The sequence below is a fragment of the Streptomyces sp. NPDC001373 genome (genome assembly GCF_042895815.1).
In the GTDB taxonomy this organism is placed as follows: Bacteria; Actinomycetota; Actinomycetes; order Streptomycetales; family Streptomycetaceae; genus Streptomyces.
In genome coordinates, this window is record NZ_JBIAWQ010000006.1 from 180781 (window position 1) to 196549 (window position 15769).

13 protein-coding genes and 1 pseudogene are annotated in these 15769 nt (G+C 73.6%); 8 read left to right on the plus strand and 6 right to left on the minus strand.

All coding sequences use genetic code 11. The features are described from left to right. Positions 1-249 precede the first annotated feature (249 nt). Both ACFY15_RS16255 and ACFY15_RS16260 read left to right on the plus strand, forming a co-directional pair. Positions 250-1794, plus strand: a complete 1545-nt coding sequence (locus ACFY15_RS16255; protein WP_390688320.1) for an alpha/beta hydrolase family protein — start codon at positions 250-252, stop codon at positions 1792-1794. Between the two features lie 364 nt (positions 1795-2158). Continuing rightward, the gene (locus tag ACFY15_RS16260; protein ID WP_390688321.1) at positions 2159-2683 is read left to right on the plus strand and encodes a peptidylprolyl isomerase; all 525 of its coding nucleotides are present in this window, start codon (positions 2159-2161) and stop codon (positions 2681-2683) included. A 95-nt stretch (positions 2684-2778) separates the two neighbouring features. Here the strand turns inward: ACFY15_RS16260 and ACFY15_RS16265 are convergent, their stop codons facing one another. Next, on the minus strand, positions 2779-3816 hold the full coding sequence (locus ACFY15_RS16265) for a helix-turn-helix transcriptional regulator (protein ID WP_390688322.1): 1038 nt from the start codon (positions 3814-3816) through the stop codon (positions 2779-2781). Between the two features lie 93 nt (positions 3817-3909). Here ACFY15_RS16265 and ACFY15_RS16270 point away from each other — a divergent pair, with 93 nt between their 5' ends. Next, positions 3910-4341, plus strand: a complete 432-nt coding sequence (locus ACFY15_RS16270) for a VOC family protein (RefSeq protein ID WP_390688323.1) — start codon at positions 3910-3912, stop codon at positions 4339-4341. 128 nt (positions 4342-4469) lie between these two features. On the opposite strand, the gene bla is transcribed toward ACFY15_RS16270, so the two are convergent. The 3 genes from bla to ACFY15_RS16285 all read right to left on the minus strand — a co-directional run bounded on the left by bla (position 4470) and on the right by ACFY15_RS16285 (position 8957). After that, positions 4470-5393, minus strand: a complete 924-nt coding sequence (gene bla, locus ACFY15_RS16275; RefSeq protein ID WP_390688324.1) for a class A beta-lactamase — start codon at positions 5391-5393, stop codon at positions 4470-4472. Positions 5394-5579: 186 nt separating this feature from the next. Then, entirely contained in the window at positions 5580-6668 is a 1089-nt protein-coding gene (locus ACFY15_RS16280) for a methyltransferase domain-containing protein (RefSeq protein WP_390825659.1), read from the minus strand. A gap of 621 nt (positions 6669-7289) precedes the next feature. Beyond that, on the minus strand, positions 7290-8957 hold the full coding sequence (locus ACFY15_RS16285; RefSeq protein WP_390688325.1) for a DUF4173 domain-containing protein: 1668 nt from the start codon (positions 8955-8957) through the stop codon (positions 7290-7292). 519 nt (positions 8958-9476) lie between these two features. Here ACFY15_RS16285 and ACFY15_RS16290 point away from each other — a divergent pair. Both ACFY15_RS16290 and ACFY15_RS16295 read left to right on the plus strand, forming a co-directional pair. Next, positions 9477-10484: an SDR family NAD(P)-dependent oxidoreductase gene (locus ACFY15_RS16290; RefSeq protein ID WP_390688326.1), complete on the plus strand. Its 1008-nt coding sequence runs from the start codon at positions 9477-9479 to the stop codon at positions 10482-10484. Positions 10485-10768: 284 nt separating this feature from the next. Further along, the gene (locus tag ACFY15_RS16295; protein WP_390688327.1) at positions 10769-12103 is read left to right on the plus strand and encodes a pentapeptide repeat-containing protein; all 1335 of its coding nucleotides are present in this window, start codon (positions 10769-10771) and stop codon (positions 12101-12103) included. 129 nt (positions 12104-12232) lie between these two features. Here the strand turns inward: ACFY15_RS16295 and ACFY15_RS16300 are convergent, their stop codons facing one another. After that, positions 12233-12838 carry a DinB family protein gene (locus tag ACFY15_RS16300; protein ID WP_390688328.1) on the minus strand — a complete coding sequence of 202 codons (606 nt, stop codon included), beginning with the start codon at positions 12836-12838 and terminating at the stop codon, positions 12233-12235. Positions 12839-12976: 138 nt separating this feature from the next. Between ACFY15_RS16300 and ACFY15_RS16305 the strand changes: the two are divergent. The 3 genes and pseudogenes from ACFY15_RS16305 to ACFY15_RS16315 all read left to right on the plus strand — a co-directional run. Then, positions 12977-13135: pseudogene (locus ACFY15_RS16305) on the plus strand (ArsR family transcriptional regulator); the annotation flags it as partial. A gap of 151 nt (positions 13136-13286) precedes the next feature. Then, a complete protein-coding gene (locus ACFY15_RS16310; RefSeq protein WP_390688329.1) occupies positions 13287-14525 on the plus strand; it encodes a GNAT family N-acetyltransferase in 1239 nt (412 codons plus the stop codon). A gap of 95 nt (positions 14526-14620) precedes the next feature. Continuing rightward, complete coding sequence (locus ACFY15_RS16315; protein ID WP_390688330.1) at positions 14621-15133, plus strand: DUF1203 domain-containing protein; 513 nt, start codon at positions 14621-14623, stop codon at positions 15131-15133. 381 nt (positions 15134-15514) lie between these two features. Here ACFY15_RS16315 and ACFY15_RS16320 read toward each other — a convergent pair whose 3' ends face one another. Next, entirely contained in the window at positions 15515-15760 is a 246-nt protein-coding gene (locus ACFY15_RS16320) for a hypothetical protein (RefSeq protein ID WP_390688331.1), read from the minus strand. Between the last annotated feature and the right edge of the window lie 9 nt (positions 15761-15769).

The following is a 15769-nucleotide window of genomic DNA, read 5'->3' on the forward strand; positions in this document are numbered from 1 at the left end:
CACGCCGCGCGTCGGCCGGCGGGTACCGCGGCCCTGCCACGGTAGACCGCGTGCCCCGCGCGGCGCATGCGCCCACCGTCTGACGACGCCGGGCCGGGATGCGACCGCAGGAGGAGCCGGGCCCCCTCCCCCGGTCGCAACGCGGACACCGCTGTGGCGTAGCCGGTTGCCGCTCCGGTGGCACCGGCGGCCGCCGCGGACTGCGACCCGGGTCGCCCCAGGCGTCCACGCGACGGCGACCCGGGACCGATGTGGCGGCGCGCGCCCGGCGCCGACGATGGCCGGGTGACCGAGATCATCGCGGGACCGTCCATGTCCCTCATCGAAATCCTTGTCCTGTCGAGTGCCGTCGCGCTGGTGACGGCGCGCTGGCTTCCCCCGGCCGCCCGCTCACGCGTCACGGTCGTGGCGGGGGCGCTGCTCGTGCTGTCCGCGCTCGTACTGGGCCTGACGGGCGTCCGCTGGCAGCTGCTGCCGGTACTGGCGGGCGTCGGCTGTGCGCTGCCGTTCGCCTGTTCCCCGCTGCTGCGACGCCGGGCCGGCCGGCCGGCGTGGCGGGCCCGCTGGTGGCTGGCACTGCCGGGATCGGCGGCCTGCCTGGGGCTGATCGCCGCCGGTCCGGTGGCCGCCTGGGCCTTCCCGGTGCCGGTGTTCCCCGAACCGACGGGCGGCTTCGCGGTCGGCACCCGCGTGGTGCAGTGGACCGATCCGCAGCGCCCCGAAACCTTCACCGCCGATCCGGACGACCGGCGCACGGTCGTCGTCCAGCTCTGGTACCCCGCGCAGAAGAGCCCCGACGGTGTGCGGCGGGCCCGGTACCTCGGACGCACGGCGCAGGAGGCGCGCACCGTCTCCGAGGCGCTCGCCCGCGGGGTCGGGCTGCCGGGCTTCCTGGTCGACGGTCTGCCGCGGGCCCGCAGCCGTGCGGTTTTCGACGCCCCGGTGGCCGATGCGGGCGGGCGGTTCCCCGTCGTGCTGTTCTCACCCGGGTCGAGCGGGGTGCGCACCCAGAACACCGCCTTGGCCGAGGAACTGGCCAGTCACGGCTACGTGGTCGCGGCCCTCGACCACCCGTACGACTCGGCCGCCGTCGTCCTCTCCGACGGTCGGACGGTCACCACCGCCACCCACTCCTCCGGCGACAGGGACGAGGACGCGAAGGCGGCGGCCGGCTGGACGGCGATCCGGGCCGCCGACCTCGGCTTCGTCCTCACCCGGCTGACCGGGCAGGACGGCCGGAGCGGCCAGGTCGCGCAGGGCGGCCGGGGAACGGACAGGACCGCCGACCCGCTGACCGGACGCCTGGACGCCGGCCGGGTCGCGGTGGCCGGCCACTCCATGGGCGGTGCCGCCGCGCTCCAGGCGGCCCGGCAGGACCACCGGTTCGCCGCCGTCGTCGATCTGGACGGCTTCCCTCACGGCCCCGCCTCGCCCGCCCTCGACCGGCCGGCGCTCGCGCTCACCCAGGAGGTGACCGCCGGGAGCGATCCGCGCTACCTGCCCCGCCTCACCGAGGCGCTCGCCACCAACACCGCGACAAGCTACCGGCTCACCGTCCCCGGCGCCGCGCACCTCGCGTTCACGGACGGCCCCCTGTACCTGCCGCCCGTGCCCGCGCTCGTCGGCTCCCTGGGCCGCACCCGCAGCCCCCGGGTCGTCGCCGCGGCCACCCTCGCCTTCCTCGACGCCGTGCTGCGCAACGGGTGGGACGGGCGGAGCGGACCGGGCGACCCGGCCGACGCCCTGCGGGCCTACGGCGAACTCAGCGTCCACCGACCGGGCGGCGGTCGCTGACCAGCCGTTCCGCTCCTCGTGACCCGAGTCGTCGGTTCGGGACGGCCCGTCCCGACTCCCTCACTGATCGGCGGAGCCCCACCGTCGACCATTCCCGCCGGACACACCACGCCCTAGACTGCGACCGCTCCAGAACCTGGCGATCATCAGGAGGGCGTGCGAGATGAACCGAGCACTGATCAGCACATTCGCGGCCGTGGCGTTGGTCGTGTCCGGGGGGAGTGTCGCCACCGCTTCCGACGGCGCTCCGCCGCGCACCACGCACGGCCCCTGCCAGTACACGCAGACCCCGGACGAGCCGCCGGCCCGCTCTGTTCCGTTGCCGCCGGACCCGCGGCACACTCCCCGTCGTGGCACGGTCGACATGGCTGTTCCGACCAGCCAGGGCCCGCTCCCGCTGCACTTGGACCGGGCCAAGGCGCCGTGCACGGTCCAGAGTTTCGCGCACCTGGCACGGCACGGGTTCTACGACCGCACGGTGTGCCACCGTCTGACGGCGTATCCGACGCTGAAGGTCCTGCAGTGCGGCGACCCGACCGGTACCGGTGAGGGCGGGCCCGGGTACAAGTACAAGGACGAGCTGCCGGTGGACCTGCCACCCGCACCGACCGACCCGACCGGCACGCGCCGCCTGTACGGGCGCGGCCTGCTGGCGATGGCCAACGCCGGGCCGAACACCAACGGCTCGCAGTTCTTCGTCGTCTACGGCGACTCCGCACTGCGCCCGAACTACACGGTGTTCGGCACGGTCGGCCCCGACGGCCTGGCAACACTCGACAAGACCGCCGCCGGAGGAATCGAGCCGACCGCGGAGAACCCGGCACCGGTGGACGGCACACCCGTCCTGCGGACCGAACTGCTCCGCGTCCGGCCGACCAGCCGGCATTGACGCCCACGGGCTGCGCCCGGCCTACGAGTACCGCGAGGAACGGGCCGCCCGGCGCCGGACGGGCGGTCCCGGCCCCGTCCGGGAACGGTACCGGCTCAGGAGGCGTCCTCTCGGGTTTCGCGGGCGTAGGACGTGAGGCGGTCGGCGAACGCGGTGACGAGGGCGCGTAGTTCCTCGGGGCGTTCGATGGCGAAGGGCCGGTCGAGGGCGGCGAGTACCGGGGGCAGCCAGTCGAGCCGTTCCGCCCGCAGCTCGACGCGCAGCCAGCGCCCGGCCGTCCGGTCCTCGTCCGCGACGGGCTCGTGCTTGGGCTCGTGCTCGGGCTCGGGCTCGGGCTCGTGCAGGAGCGCGACGGCGGCGGGGAGGTGGGCGCGGATCTGCCCGACCGTCCCGTGGATCCGCAGGGTCACCTCGTGCCGGTGGCCGGCCGTGGCGAACCCTTCCAGCAGGCGCTGTGCCGGATCGGTGGCCTCGGGCGCTTCGAAGGAGCCCGGCAGGGTCCGTGCGTCCGTGATGCGGTCGAGCCGGAAGGTCCGGTCCTCGCCGATCCGGGCGTCCTCGCCCGTGACGTACCAGCGTCCCGCGTGGGCGACGACCCCGTACGCGTGCAGGGTGCGTTCGCTGCGCCGCCCGTCGCCGTCGGTGTAGCGGATCGAGACCGGTCGGCGGTGGCGCACCGCGTCGGCGAGGGTGAGCAGGACCCCGGAGTCGGGGGTGTCGAAGTCGCCGGGCCGATCGGTGAAGGCGAGGGCTTCGAGGAGGGCGTCGAGCCGGCGGGCGACGTGCCGGGGCAGAACGCGCCGGATCTTCGCCGACGCCGTCTCGCTCGCCGTGCGCTCCGTCGTCGTCAGCCCTGTCCGGCGGCCGGCGAGCAGCCCCAGCAGCACGGCCAGCGCCTCGTCGTCGCTGAGCATGAGCGGGGGCAGACGGTAGCCGGGGGCGAGCCGGTATCCGCCGTGGCGGCCGCGCACCGATTCCACGGGCACGTCGAGGTCGGCCACCAGCTGGTCCACGTACCGGCGCACGGTGCGGCCCTCGACGCCGAGCCGGTCGGCGAGTTCGGCCACCGTCCGGGTGCCGCCCGACTGCAGCAGCTCCAGGAGGGTCAGGACGCGGGCGGTCGGTCGGGACATGTGCGCAGCCTAGTGCCCATAGCGGACCGTTTCTGTCCGCTATTCCTCCTAGTCTGCGACGCACACCCCTCCCGTACGACCAAGGAGACCCCCATGCACTTCGTCTCGCTCCGCATCATCACCGGCGACGTGGCACGCCTCGTCGAGTTCTACGAACGGGCCACGGGGGCCCGGGCGGTGTGGGCCACCGAGGACTTCGCGGAGCTCAGGACCGCGGGCGCCACCCTCGCGATCGCAGGCACCCGCACCGTCCCGCTGTTCGCCCCGGGCTCCGCCCGCCCGGCGGACAACCGCAGTGTGATCACCGAGTTCCTCGTCGACGACGTGGACCGCGTGCACCGGGACCTGACCGGCTTCGTCACCGACTTCGTGACGGAGCCCACCACGATGCCCTGGGGCAACCGGTCGCTTCTGCTCCGCGACCCCGACGGCAACCTCGTCAACTTCTTCACCCCCGTGACCCCGGCGGCCATCGAGAAGTTCGGGCGCCGACACGACGTCCCGCGCGGGTGCCGCCCTCGGTGAGGGTCTGCCGGGCGGAGCCGTGGAGGGGGACCGGGTGAGGCATGGGCACCCGCACCAGCCGCCCTCGCCCCCGTCCCTCGCCCCCCGACCCGCGGCCCGCCGTCCCGCCGTCCCGCGGCCGCAGCGGCTCAGCCCAGGACGGCCTCGCCCAGCAGGCGAGCCGTGTCGGCGACGAGCTTGCTGTCGTTCGGCCCCTGCGGTGCCTCCGGCCTGGTCGTCAGGACCGCCATCACCACCGGCACACCGGCCGGGCTCCAGACCACACCCACGTCGTTGGCGACGCCGTAGGCGGTGCCGCCGCCGGTCTTGTCGGCCAGCTTCCAGCCGGGCAGGCCCTCCTTGAACCGCTGGGTGTTGGTGGTGTTGGCGAGCAGCCAGTCGGTGAGCCGGTCCCTGTCCATGCGCGGCAGCGCGTCGCCGAGCAGCAGCCGGACGTAGGTCTGGCCGATGGCACGCGGGCTGGTGGTGTCCTCGGTACGCCAGGGTTCGGCGGAGTTCAGGGTCGGTTCCCAGCGGTCGAGCCGGGTGACGCGGTCGCCGAGGGACCGGGCGAAGCGGGTGATCGCGGTCGGCCCGCCCAGCTCGCGCAGGAGCAGGTTGCCCGCGAGGTTGTCGCTCTGGCTCACTGCGGCCGCGCACAGGGCCTCGACCGTCATCCCGTCGGCCACGTGGTCCTTGGTGACCGGGGCCCACTCGGCCGCCTCGACCTCGGCCTCGGTGTAGTGGATCCGGCGGGCCAGGAACTCCCCGTCGCGGTCGAGGTCCCGCAGGACGGCCGCCGCGGCCAGCGGCTTGAACACCGAGCAGACCGGAAAGAGCTCCTCCGCCCGGTTGACCACCGTGCGGCCGGTGACCAGATTGCGTGCGTAGACGCCGATGCGGGCGCCGTGCTCCTGTTCCATGTCCCGCAGCCGCCGCAGAGTGCCCGGGCCGACGCCCGGCCGGCTGTCCGCGGACGCCCGGCCGGCGGCGCCGAGACCGAGGGCGGCCAGGCCGCCGGTACCGAGGGCCAGGACCGTACGCCGGGACGGATGGCTTGTCGCGCGCTTCACATCGTCTCCTCACCGTTGATGATCGCTACGGAAGGAAACACGCGAACCGCCCCAAGATGGTTGCACACACCCGCAACACGGAGGCGGGGCCGGCCACCGCGCGGCGCGGCCGGCGGCGCCGCGCGCAGGGTCCCCGAAGACCAGCCGTCAGCCCACACCCGGTACGAAGCCTCGCGAAACGCCGGCTCAGGCGACGAGCAGGCGGAGGCCGAGCTCGGCCGCGTCGAGCGCCACGAGGTCGCGGTTGCGCTCGGTCCAGCGGCCCGAGGCGAGGTCGGCGCGGAGCGTGTCCACCGCCCGCTGCTCGGCCTGCGGGCCGACCCTGGTCCACACCGACACCGCGCGGCGCACCTGTTCGTCCAGGTACTCCTCGGGTCGGCGCCAGTGGGCCTCGAAGAAGCCGTCGGCGCAGTCCCACGGTACGAGCACCGGCTCCGCGCGGCCCCCGATCGCACGGGTCATGTCGGCGAGCGACGGCCAGTCGGCGAGCAGGCCTGCGAATTCGGGCAGGTAGTCGCGGGTGAGCCAGAACCGTTGAAGCCAGCCGGTGGTGCTGGCGTCGTAAGTGAACACCACCACGCGCCGGGCCACCCGCCGCATCTCGCGCAGCCCTGCGATCGGGTCCGGCCAGTGGTGAACGGTGCTGACCGCCATCGCGGCGTCGAAGGACTGGTCGGCGAACGGCAGGCGCTCCGCACTGGCGGCCACGCACGGAGCCGCGCCCACCGGGCGCTGCGCCCGCATCACGGCCGACGGCTCCACCGCCGTGACCTCACGGTCCGGCGGCTCGTAGGAGCCAGTGCCGGCCCCGACGTTCAGTACCGTCCGTGCGTCCCCGAGTGCCTCCCAGATCCTCGCCGCGATCCGCGGCTCGGTGCGCCGGGTCGCGGGGTAGGCGGATCCGATCGCTTCGTACAGTTGCGCGCCGAACACCTTCAACTGGTCCTCCGGCGTCGTCCTGACCCCCATGGCCCTCTCCTCCAGTTCCTTGTCGATGGCCGTCACCATGACGGCAGTGCGGTCCCGCTGTTCCACCAGCAGGCCGCGCAGCCGGTGCAGTCGGGCAGTCGCGTCGGTGGCGGGATCGTCCACCAGATCCGCGATCTCACGCAGCCCGAAACCCAGCCGCCGGAAAGCGAGTACCTCCCGCAGGCGCTCCACGTCACCCGGCGAGTACGCCCGGTACCCCGCGCTCGTCCGCGCGGACGAGCGGACGAGGCCGATCTCGTCATAGTGGTGCAGGGTACGGACACTCACAGCGGCCAACTCGGCCACACGTCCAACGGTCAGGTGCTCGTGTTCTTCCACGCCGACGACTATGCGGCATCACGTCGCGTGAGGGTCAAGCGCTGGTCGGCGTACGCCTTGCCGTACGGCCCCCGCAGGCGCGGGGCTGCTCGGACGGCTGCTCTGTGCTCCGCCGCCCGGTCCGGGAGCCAGGTCCTGGGCGAATCGGGCGCCGAGGACGCGCGCGGCACCGCCGGCGCCGGGTTCGCATGCGAGGACGGCGGCGTATCCGTCGGGTGTCCGCCAGTCGACCTCGCACCGGTCCTCCTCCTGGGACGTCCCTGCGCCGTCGCCGGCGCCGAAGGGGTGCGGGAACGTGACGGCGGTCCAGGCGGCGCCGCCGACAGCCAGGGGCACGGCTGCCGCCACCGCTACCGCGCGGCCGCGCCGCCGCACTGGCCCGGACTCCGGGCTGGAACCCGGCCCGGTGCCCGGCGGCTCCCGCTGCCGGCAAGCGCCGCAACACCGGCTGTCAGCTGACGGGAACGCCGGATCGCCGAACGCCCCGGTACAGCCGCCGCGCCGTCCGGTGCGTTCGCGCGCGGGCCAACCGGCTTCGGGAGGGGCACTCCCCCGTCGGCCCTCGACCGGAGTTTCCGCCTCCGGCCTCTATGGGCGGCGGACGGTGTGCACGTCGCGGCGGACGCATTCGCTCCGGTCGGCCGCGAGCGGGCGTTCGCGCAGGATCCTCCGGGCGCGGTACTCGCCCAGGCTCGTGGCGTACCAGGGGGCCTCGCCGGCCCGGCGGAGGTCGTCGCGGACGGACGACAGGGCGCAGGAGCGCTGGGGTTCGGGCAGCCGGTCCAGGGCGGGGACCGCGTCCGCCGAGAGCCCGCGCAGGTAGACCAGGTCGATCTCGCCGTCCCGCTGGTAGCGGGTGACGCCCGCCTCCGCGATGATCCCGTCGGGCGAGACCAGGCCGAAGGCCAGTACGGTCGCCGCCGCGCTCGCGACCACCGCGCGGGCCAGCCAGCGGCGGCCCGCCACCCCGGCCGCCATCAGCAGCACGATCACCAGGCCCAGCCACAGTTCCGTCGTGACCACGGACAGCCGCAGCCTGGTCAGTCCGTACGCGGCGACGTACAGGTCCATCCGGCGGACAGCGGAGGCGACCACCACCAGGGTCAGCAGGCACAGCGTGCCCAGCACCGCCCGGACCAGGCGGCGGTCGGCGGCCGTGCCCCGGGGTGCCCAGCGCAGGGCGAGCGCGATGACGGCGAGGACGAGGACGGTGGCCCACAGCAGCTGCCAGAACCCCTGGCGCGCGTACTGGGCATGGCTGAGCCCGGTGCTCTCCAGCACCTTGTCGTAGCCGCCGAACAGCACAGCCAGCTGTACGGCGTTGAAGCCGGCGAAGAGCAGGTTGAGCAGGATCAGGGGCAGGCTCCACTCCACGCGGGAACGCGGGGTGCCCGGGCGGGACTTCATCCGGTCCCAGCGGTGCGGGGCCGCGGCGGTGCGGGCGGCGGCGAGGGCGAGGACGGTGCCGGCCAGGAAGAGCAGGATCCGCAGCGGCCCGTCCCCCACGGAGACGTCGGGGGTCAGGCCGCCCAGCAGGTCGGCGAAGGCCGCGTCGGCGGAGGCGAACAGCGCCCCGAACAGGACCAGCAGGACCGCCCCGACCACAACCGCCTTGGCCACGGGCAGCCACCGCTCCCGGCCCATTCCGCCGCCGCGCGCCCGGACGCCCGCCCAGGCCCAGCCGACCCCGTTGACGGCGCTGTCGAGGAAGCCGAGCGGGCCGAGCACGACGCCGGGCCAGCTACGGGTGCCGTGCAGGGCCAGGGCGGCCAGGGGCACGGCGGCCAGCACCGCCAGCGTGGACGGCCAGGCGGAGTCGCGCAGTGCCGGCACCGCGAGCAGCGCCGCGCAGCCGGCCGCCCACACCAGGCTCCAGGGGCGGGCCTTGCGGCCGGCGGCGCGGGCCGAGGCGTACGCGGCCACCATGGCGGGCAGCGCGGCGAGGAGCAGCCCGGGGCCCACCCCGTCCCCGAGGAGGACGGCGGTGGCGAGGCCCGCGGCGAGCGCGGCGGCCAGGGTGAGGGTGCGGATCGGGGCGGCGTCGGCCGGGCGGATCCGCCGCCACATGGAGTTCGCCGCCCTCGCGGCGGCCTCCTCCCGTAGCTGCTGCTGGTGCAGCTGGCGCAGGTGGTGCTGGTACAGCATCCAGGCCGTCGGGTCGTGTCCCGGCAGGCCGGGGGCGGGCGGCGGAGGCGGAGCCTGGGCGGATCCTCCCCGGTCCGCCTGCTGGGCGTGGTCGGCGGCGTTCTCGGACATCGGGTCCCTCCCCTGTTGCGGAGCGGTCAGAGTAGGCCCGCCGCCCAGGGTTTTGAACACATTCAATTGATCTCTGTAGCGGGATCGTGACAATCGCGAACCGCCCGACGCCGCTGGTCAGTTGCCGCCCAGGACCGTCCCGTACGCCGTCTCCCGCCCCTCCCGGCCCGGATGGCGGCGCAGCGCCAGGACGGCGCCGCGGCAGGCCTGCGGCCAGGGCCGGCGGACCCCGGCGACCCTGGCGAGGGCGACGGCGAGGAGGCCCGCCGCGAGACAGCGGTCCTGTGGTGGCCACGGGCCGCTCGGGACGGTACGGCTCAGGAGGCGGTCTGCTGCCGGCCGGCCGCCTCGGAGGTCTTCGCGGAGGGCACGGGCGCTGTCGGTCGGCTGTCAGCGGGGACGGTGGTCTGTCGGTGCGCTGTGGGCGGCCTGCGGGAGCGTGGGAACCGGGCATGGCCGGCCGTGAAGGTGCGGGCCCGCCCGTCCTTCCAGACCACTCCGAGCCTCCGGGAGCCCTCCATGCCGTCCGCACCCCCCGTAGCCCAGACCCCGCGGTGGGACGGCCACCGGCTGCCTCACGCCCGAGGAAGGACCTTCCTGGTCACCGGCGGCAACGCGGGCATCGGGTACTTCGTCGCCGAGCAGCTCGCCGGCACCGGGGCCGCCGTCGTCCTCGGCAGCCGCAACGGGGCGAAGGCCGAAGCGGCGATCGCCTCCATCGTCTCGCGCGTCCCCGGCGCAGACGTGAAACACGTGCCCCTGGATCTGGCCGATCCCGCTTCGCTCGGGGCGTCCGTGGACGCGCTCGGAGTCGACCGCCTCGACGCGGTCGTCCACAACGCCGGCGTGGCGCTCGACCATCCACCGCGCCGCGAAACCCGCGACGGCCACGAGCTGATGTTCGCGACCAACCACCTGGGGCACTTCGCGCTGACCCACCACCTGGCGCCCCTGCTCGCGGCGGCCCCGGGAAGCCGCGTCGTCACCACCGGCAGCTTCGCCGCCAAGTCCGAACGCCTGGACCTGGATGATCTCCAATGCACGCGCGACTACCAGCCCAAACGCACCTACGCGCGGTCCAAGCTCGCCCAGATGCTCTTCGCGCTCGAACTCGACCGCCGACTGCGGGCCGTCGGCAGCAGGACGCTGAGCGTGCTGGTCCACCCCGGCGGCGCACTCGACTCCCTCACCCCCTCGCGCCCGCCGTTCCACGTCCGCACCACCGGCACACGGCTGAGCCGGCTACCGCTCCGCCTCGTCGTCCAGGGCAAGGACAGCGCCGCCTGGCCCGCTGTCCGGGCCGTGCTCGACCCGGGCGTGCGCGGCGGCCAGATGCTCGGCCCCCGAGCATTCGGGCTGCGCGGGGCGCCCAGGCCCGAGCCCCTCTGGGACCATTTGACCGACACCACGACAGCAGCACGCCTGTGGGCGGCCAGCTGCGACCTGACCGTCACCGACCCGACCTTCTCCAGCGGAACCGGAGCCCGTGCGGCACGGCGCCGCACGCCGGACACCTCGCGCCACTGACGCTGCGCAGGAGTGCCGCCGGCTCAGGGGGGAGGGAACCAAACCCCGGATCACCCCGCTCGCCGGTGGGGGAAGGCCGAATACGCGGTTGGCGGCAGGGCGGGCCAGGGGGAATCCGCCGCAACGCCGGCCACCGAAGCGGACGCGGTCACCGAAAGCAGGCGTATCACCCTGACCCGCCATAACATAGAGTAACCTTCAAGTCGCACTATGTAAATGTTCAGGAGGTGTGCGTGGTGAGTCGTCGACGACGGGGCCGGGGCCGTGTACGGCGGTGTGCCGGCGTGCTGTCGGCGGCTGCCTTCCTCGCCGCGCTGCTGGCCGGCTGCACGGCCTCGGCGGACCGGTCTCCTCAGGTCGGCCCCGTGCCCTCATTGGGTCGAGACGACCTGGAGCGCGCCAAGCTTGCTGCCGATATCCGCGCCACCCAGGCGAAGACGGCTCGCGACCAGTCAGCCACGGCGCAGCTCCTGCAATGGGCGCCCTTCATCACCGCCGCTGTCGCCGTGGTCGGGGTGTTCTTCACACTGAGGTCGCAGCGCCGCGACCGGCAGTCCGAGCGGCGCAAGCGCCACGACGAAGAGCTCGCCCGTACGGTGGTCAACCTCGGGTCGAAGGACTCCGGGGTTCGGTTGAACACCGCCGCCGCGCTCACCGCCTACCTCGGCCCGGACAGCCCCGACCTGCAGATGGACCTACTCGCCGTCGTCATCGCCAACCTGAAAGCCGAGTCCGACCCCGCAGTCAGTGACGTCCTCGTCCACGACCTGGCGCTCGTGCTGCGCGAGTGCCTGCGGCAACGGCGCCCGCTGCGAACGCTGGATCTGGCCCGCGCCCCGTGGCTGAAGCGACTCGACATCAGCGGCGTCGACTTGACCGGGGTGAACGTCGACCTGGCCTTCGCGAACCTGACGCGCGCCAACCTGGCGCGCGTCGTCGCACCTGGCAGCGTCCGTGGCTGGGGGGCAGTTCTGGATGATGCGCGCCTGACCGGCGCGAACCTGCACGAAGCGCGCTTCAACGCCGCGTACTGCCGACGGACGATCTTCCACCAGGCAAGGCTGGTGTCGGCCACGTTCAAAGGCGCGGACCTGCGACTGGCCCAGTTCCAGCAGGCGTCCCTGCAAGGCGCGCACTTCGAACGCGCCCAGCTGCACGGAGCAGCCTTCACCGAAGCGGACGTCGCTGACACATGGTTCTGCGACGCGCACCACCGCAACGCGGCCGACCTGGACGAGGAGGCTCTCCGCTCGCTGGCACACGCGCGGCGGTGGCAAGACGCACACCTGACCCCCGCCCAGCGTGCAGCGGTCGGGGCACATGCCGGCGTTTCCGCGGCGATGCCCCGCTACGCAGCCCGGCTGGTGGGCCAGGGGCGACCGGACAAGGCCCAGCGCTGGTATGACGCGTGCCTGTCCACAGACATCCCAGTGGAGGCCGGCGCCCTGCGCAGACTCGGCGAGGCGTTTGCCGCGCAGGGCGGCACCGAGGGCATGCGGCGCTGGCTCGCCGCCGCGGCTGCCCTGGGCGACGACCGCGCCCGCGAGCGGCTCGCGGCCATGACCGTTCCCGCCGCCGAAGCACCCACCGCAGCAGAACAGCCTCGGACTCACCCATAGGTGACGCCCTCGCGACATGACCGCCGTTCGCAGCTGGTGACACGGCTCTGACCAGCACCCCGAGCGGTCCCACCACCTTGCGGACGGGCAACGGGCGACGGCGGCGACGGGGGCCATGCCGCGCGGACATCACGTCACGTGGGGCAACCTCCAGGCCTTGATGCCAGCGGCCGACCTGGCGGCCTGCTCGATCTTCGCCCGGTGGGCCGCACGGGCTTCCTCGTCGATCGGCTTCTCGTGTTCGGCGCGCAACCCCGTCCGGCCGTCGAGGCCTTCACGCAGGATGTCGGCGTGCCCGGTATGCCGGACGGTCTCGCCGAGGACATGGGCCATGACGGCGAACAGGTTGGTGTTGGGACAGGGCTCCGGCCACCACGGCACGTGGCCGGGGGCGTCGAGGGGAAGCGCGTTGATCGTCGCGTCCGAGTGTTCCCACGTGCGCCGGTAGTACGCGACGATCTGATCGGGGGTCTCGTCCTCACTCGCCCACTGATCGCTGCCGTCGGAGTCCTGCCACCGGGGCAGCGGTTCCGGGGAGGGGCGGTCGAAGACCTCGCCGAAGTACCTGGCCTCGACGGTGGCCACGTGCTTGACCAGGCCGAGGAGGTTGGTCCCGGTCGCCGTCAGAGGCCGGCGGGCGTCGTACTCGGACAAGCCGTCGAGTTTCCAGAGCAGCGACTCGCGGTCCCGCCGCAGTCTCCTGCGCAGGTTGTCCTTCGCGTATTCATCGATCATGCGGCATGAACCTTCCATGAGCTTTGTTCGTGGTCTCAAGATCTCGTACATGGTCCGCAACGGCAGTGGCGCCCTCCCGCGTAGGCGACGATCAGGCCTTCCGCACCCACCGCGAACGCGGGCGGTAGCCACTGGGCCAGCCACCTCGCCCGGAGCCTCGCCACGGCGCCCGGCGCGGTGGGAGACCACCTCGCCATCCTGCGGGGCGCAGGGCTGCTCGTCCGCGCCCGGTCCGGTCGGTCGGTGCTCTACCGGCGCACCCCGCTGGGCGAGGCACTGGTCGCCGGTACGGGCTGAGAGCGGCGGCGGTAGGCACGTGCACCCGGACGAACCGCGTGCATGCCGGTCTGGCGCGTAATTCGGTTGACCCGGCTGCGGGTGGGCGTTGCACTGTGGCGGGGCAGCGCGAGCGGCGTTGCCGGTATCCGGGGGAAGGGCAGCGGCGCACATGGAGATCCGTCATACGACCGACCAGGACTTCGACGTCTTCGTCGACACGATGCTCGCCGCGTTCGGGTTCTACCCGGAACCCCCGGTCGACGGTGGCGGGCAGTGGTGGTCGGCGCTCGAAATGGACCGGTGCCTGTTCGCGGTGACGGCGGACGGGAAGCCCGTCGGCACCGCCGGTGCGTACTCCTTCGAGCTCACCCTGCCCGGTGAGACCCTCGTCCCCGTCTCCGGGGTGACCGCCGTCGGCGTCCTGCCCTCCCATCGGCGCCGGGGCGCCCTCAGTGCCCTGATGCGGCATCAGCTCGCCGAGCTGCGCGCCCGCGGGGAGTTCCTCTCCGTGCTGCTGGCCTCGGAGGCCCTGATCTACCGCAGGTTCGGCTACGGACCGGCGACGTACACGGCGGGGCTGACGGTGCCGCGCCACCGGGCGGCCCTCGCCGTTCCCCGGGCCCGCGGCGGGAACGACGAACAGGTCACGGGCACGGCGGGCGGTTCGATCGAGGTGGTGCGGAGCAGCGCCTGCGGCGAGGTCCTGGAGGAGGTCTACGACCGGTACCGCCGCTCACAGCCCGGCGCGCTGTCCCGCCCGCACCGCTGGTGGTCCCTGCGCGCGGGACAGCCCCCGATCTCGCCCGCGCCGCGGTACGTCGCCCTCCACCGGGACGCCGACGGCGTCCCGGACGGGTACGCGAGCTACACGATCGAGCCCGGAGCGTCGAGGACGATGAAGGTCGACGAGATCATCACCGCCGACGACGCCGTCCACACGGCCCTGGCCCGGTTCCTGCTCGAGCACGACCTCGTCAACCAGGTCTCCTTCAAGCACGTCCCGACCGACCACCCGCTGCGCTGGCAGTTCGAGGACTTCCGGGGCGGCGAGGTGACGGGAGCCGGCGACTGGCTCTGGGTACGACTGCTGGACGTCCCGGGGGCGCTGACCGCGCGCGGCTGGTTCGCGGACGGCGAGATCGTCCTCGACGTGGAGGACCGGTTCCTCGGCGAGCACGGCCGGCACCTGCTGACCGTCCGGAACGGCAAGGCCGACTGTGTCCCGACGGACCGGGAGCCCGACCTGTCCCTGGACGTGAGCGACCTGGCCTCGGTCTACCTCGGCGGCACCGCCCCGAGCACCCTCGTACGCGCCGGGCACATCAGGGCCCACCACCCGGGCGCGGCCGCCCTCGCCGACACCCTGTTCCGGACCGAGCGCTCCCCGCACTGCCTGCACTGGTTCTGACAGGGCGGTGCGCCGTCGCCGTCCCGTCACCGCCGATCGAGCGTGTGGTCGGATTTCGGCCAGCATCTGCGGACTGCGCCCAGCAGTCTGAGCGCATGACCATACTGACCCACCGCCCGTCGGCCATCACTCCCCACGTGCTCCGGGAGCTCCGCGACCGCGACGACGCCGGCGTCGTTCCCGGCCCTTACGCGCACGACGCGACAGGGGCACCTCTGCGCTGCTGTCTGCGGCGTGGCCGCGCCGGGGAGCGGATCTCGCTGGTGTCGTACGCTCCGCTGCGCAGGTGGGCGGCGGAGGTGGGCGGCGACCCGGGAGCCTACGACGAAACCGGCCCCGTCTTCATCCACACCGACCGGTGCGAGGGGCCGGATCAGGTCTCCGGACATCCGTTCGCCGAGACCGGAGCACTGCGCGCATTCCGTCGCTACAGCAGCGAAGGCCACATCACCGGTGGTGCGATCGTACGACTGCCGGACGATCCCACCCAGTCACAGGCGGCCGTGGACCAGGCCCTGCGCACCGCCTTCGCCTCACCCGACGTCGCCCTCGTACACGTACGGGCAGTGGAGTACGGCTGCTTCCTGTACGAGGTGCGCAGGCCCTGATCGGGGCTCAGTCCGGCAGCCCCCAGAAGGTTCCGTGAAGCCGGCCCCGGCGAAGCAGGCCGTGGTGGCGGCCGGATCGCAGCGGCGCGCGGGGCCGGCCGCACGAGGAGATCCCGGCCGCCGGACGATGCGGGCCGCCTCCTCGGCGTCTCCCGCGGTCGCCTCGCGCCGGGACCAGGACACGCTGTCAGAGCCTCACCAGGCTCCCCGATGCGGCCGCGGTAGTTGTTCCACGGCGCTCGGCTGGCTCGGTCCCACGCCGGTGTCCGCCGCAGAGAATCTTCCTGAGCCAGAGCGGTGCGCGCCGGCCCACGAATTCAGCCACTCCCCGCGACCCGATCGAGCGCCGCTCCGGCAGTGGCACCCATGCCCCGAGCTCGATCACATCGCGGTCCGGTGCCGGCCGCGTCCTCTTGGGCGACTCCCACGTTCGGCCGGACTGACGACACGCCAGGGCTGCCGGTGGGTGGCACAGGTACGCCACCGCACCGCTGCGGGGATCTCGGCGCGGGTCGGGTAGTCCGGCAGGGGTGCGGGCTGGTCCTGCAGGAACGCGGTGACGACGGCGACGGCCCGGTCGTTGTTGTCGTCGAGGCCGTTCCACATGTGGTGTCCGACTCCGGGCATGTACCCGGC

Excerpts from the sequence above, each read along its gene's own strand:
- ACFY15_RS16255 (WP_390688320.1), top strand. The coding sequence starts at position 250 with ATGTGGCGGCGCGCGCCCGGCGCCGACGATGGCCGGGTGACCGAGATC.
- ACFY15_RS16260 (WP_390688321.1), top strand. The coding sequence starts at position 2,159 with ATGGCTGTTCCGACCAGCCAGGGCCCGCTCCCGCTGCACTTGGACCGG.
- ACFY15_RS16265 (WP_390688322.1), bottom strand. The coding sequence starts at position 3,816 with ATGTCCCGACCGACCGCCCGCGTCCTGACCCTCCTGGAGCTGCTGCAG.
- ACFY15_RS16270 (WP_390688323.1), top strand. The coding sequence starts at position 3,910 with ATGCACTTCGTCTCGCTCCGCATCATCACCGGCGACGTGGCACGCCTC.
- ACFY15_RS16285 (WP_390688325.1), bottom strand. The coding sequence starts at position 8,957 with ATGTCCGAGAACGCCGCCGACCACGCCCAGCAGGCGGACCGGGGAGGA.
- ACFY15_RS16290 (WP_390688326.1), top strand. The coding sequence starts at position 9,477 with ATGCCGTCCGCACCCCCCGTAGCCCAGACCCCGCGGTGGGACGGCCAC.
- ACFY15_RS16300 (WP_390688328.1), bottom strand. The coding sequence starts at position 12,838 with ATGATCGATGAATACGCGAAGGACAACCTGCGCAGGAGACTGCGGCGG.
- ACFY15_RS16310 (WP_390688329.1), top strand. The coding sequence starts at position 13,287 with ATGGAGATCCGTCATACGACCGACCAGGACTTCGACGTCTTCGTCGAC.
- ACFY15_RS16315 (WP_390688330.1), top strand. The coding sequence starts at position 14,621 with ATGACCATACTGACCCACCGCCCGTCGGCCATCACTCCCCACGTGCTC.
- ACFY15_RS16320 (WP_390688331.1), bottom strand. The coding sequence starts at position 15,760 with ATGCCCGGAGTCGGACACCACATGTGGAACGGCCTCGACGACAACAAC.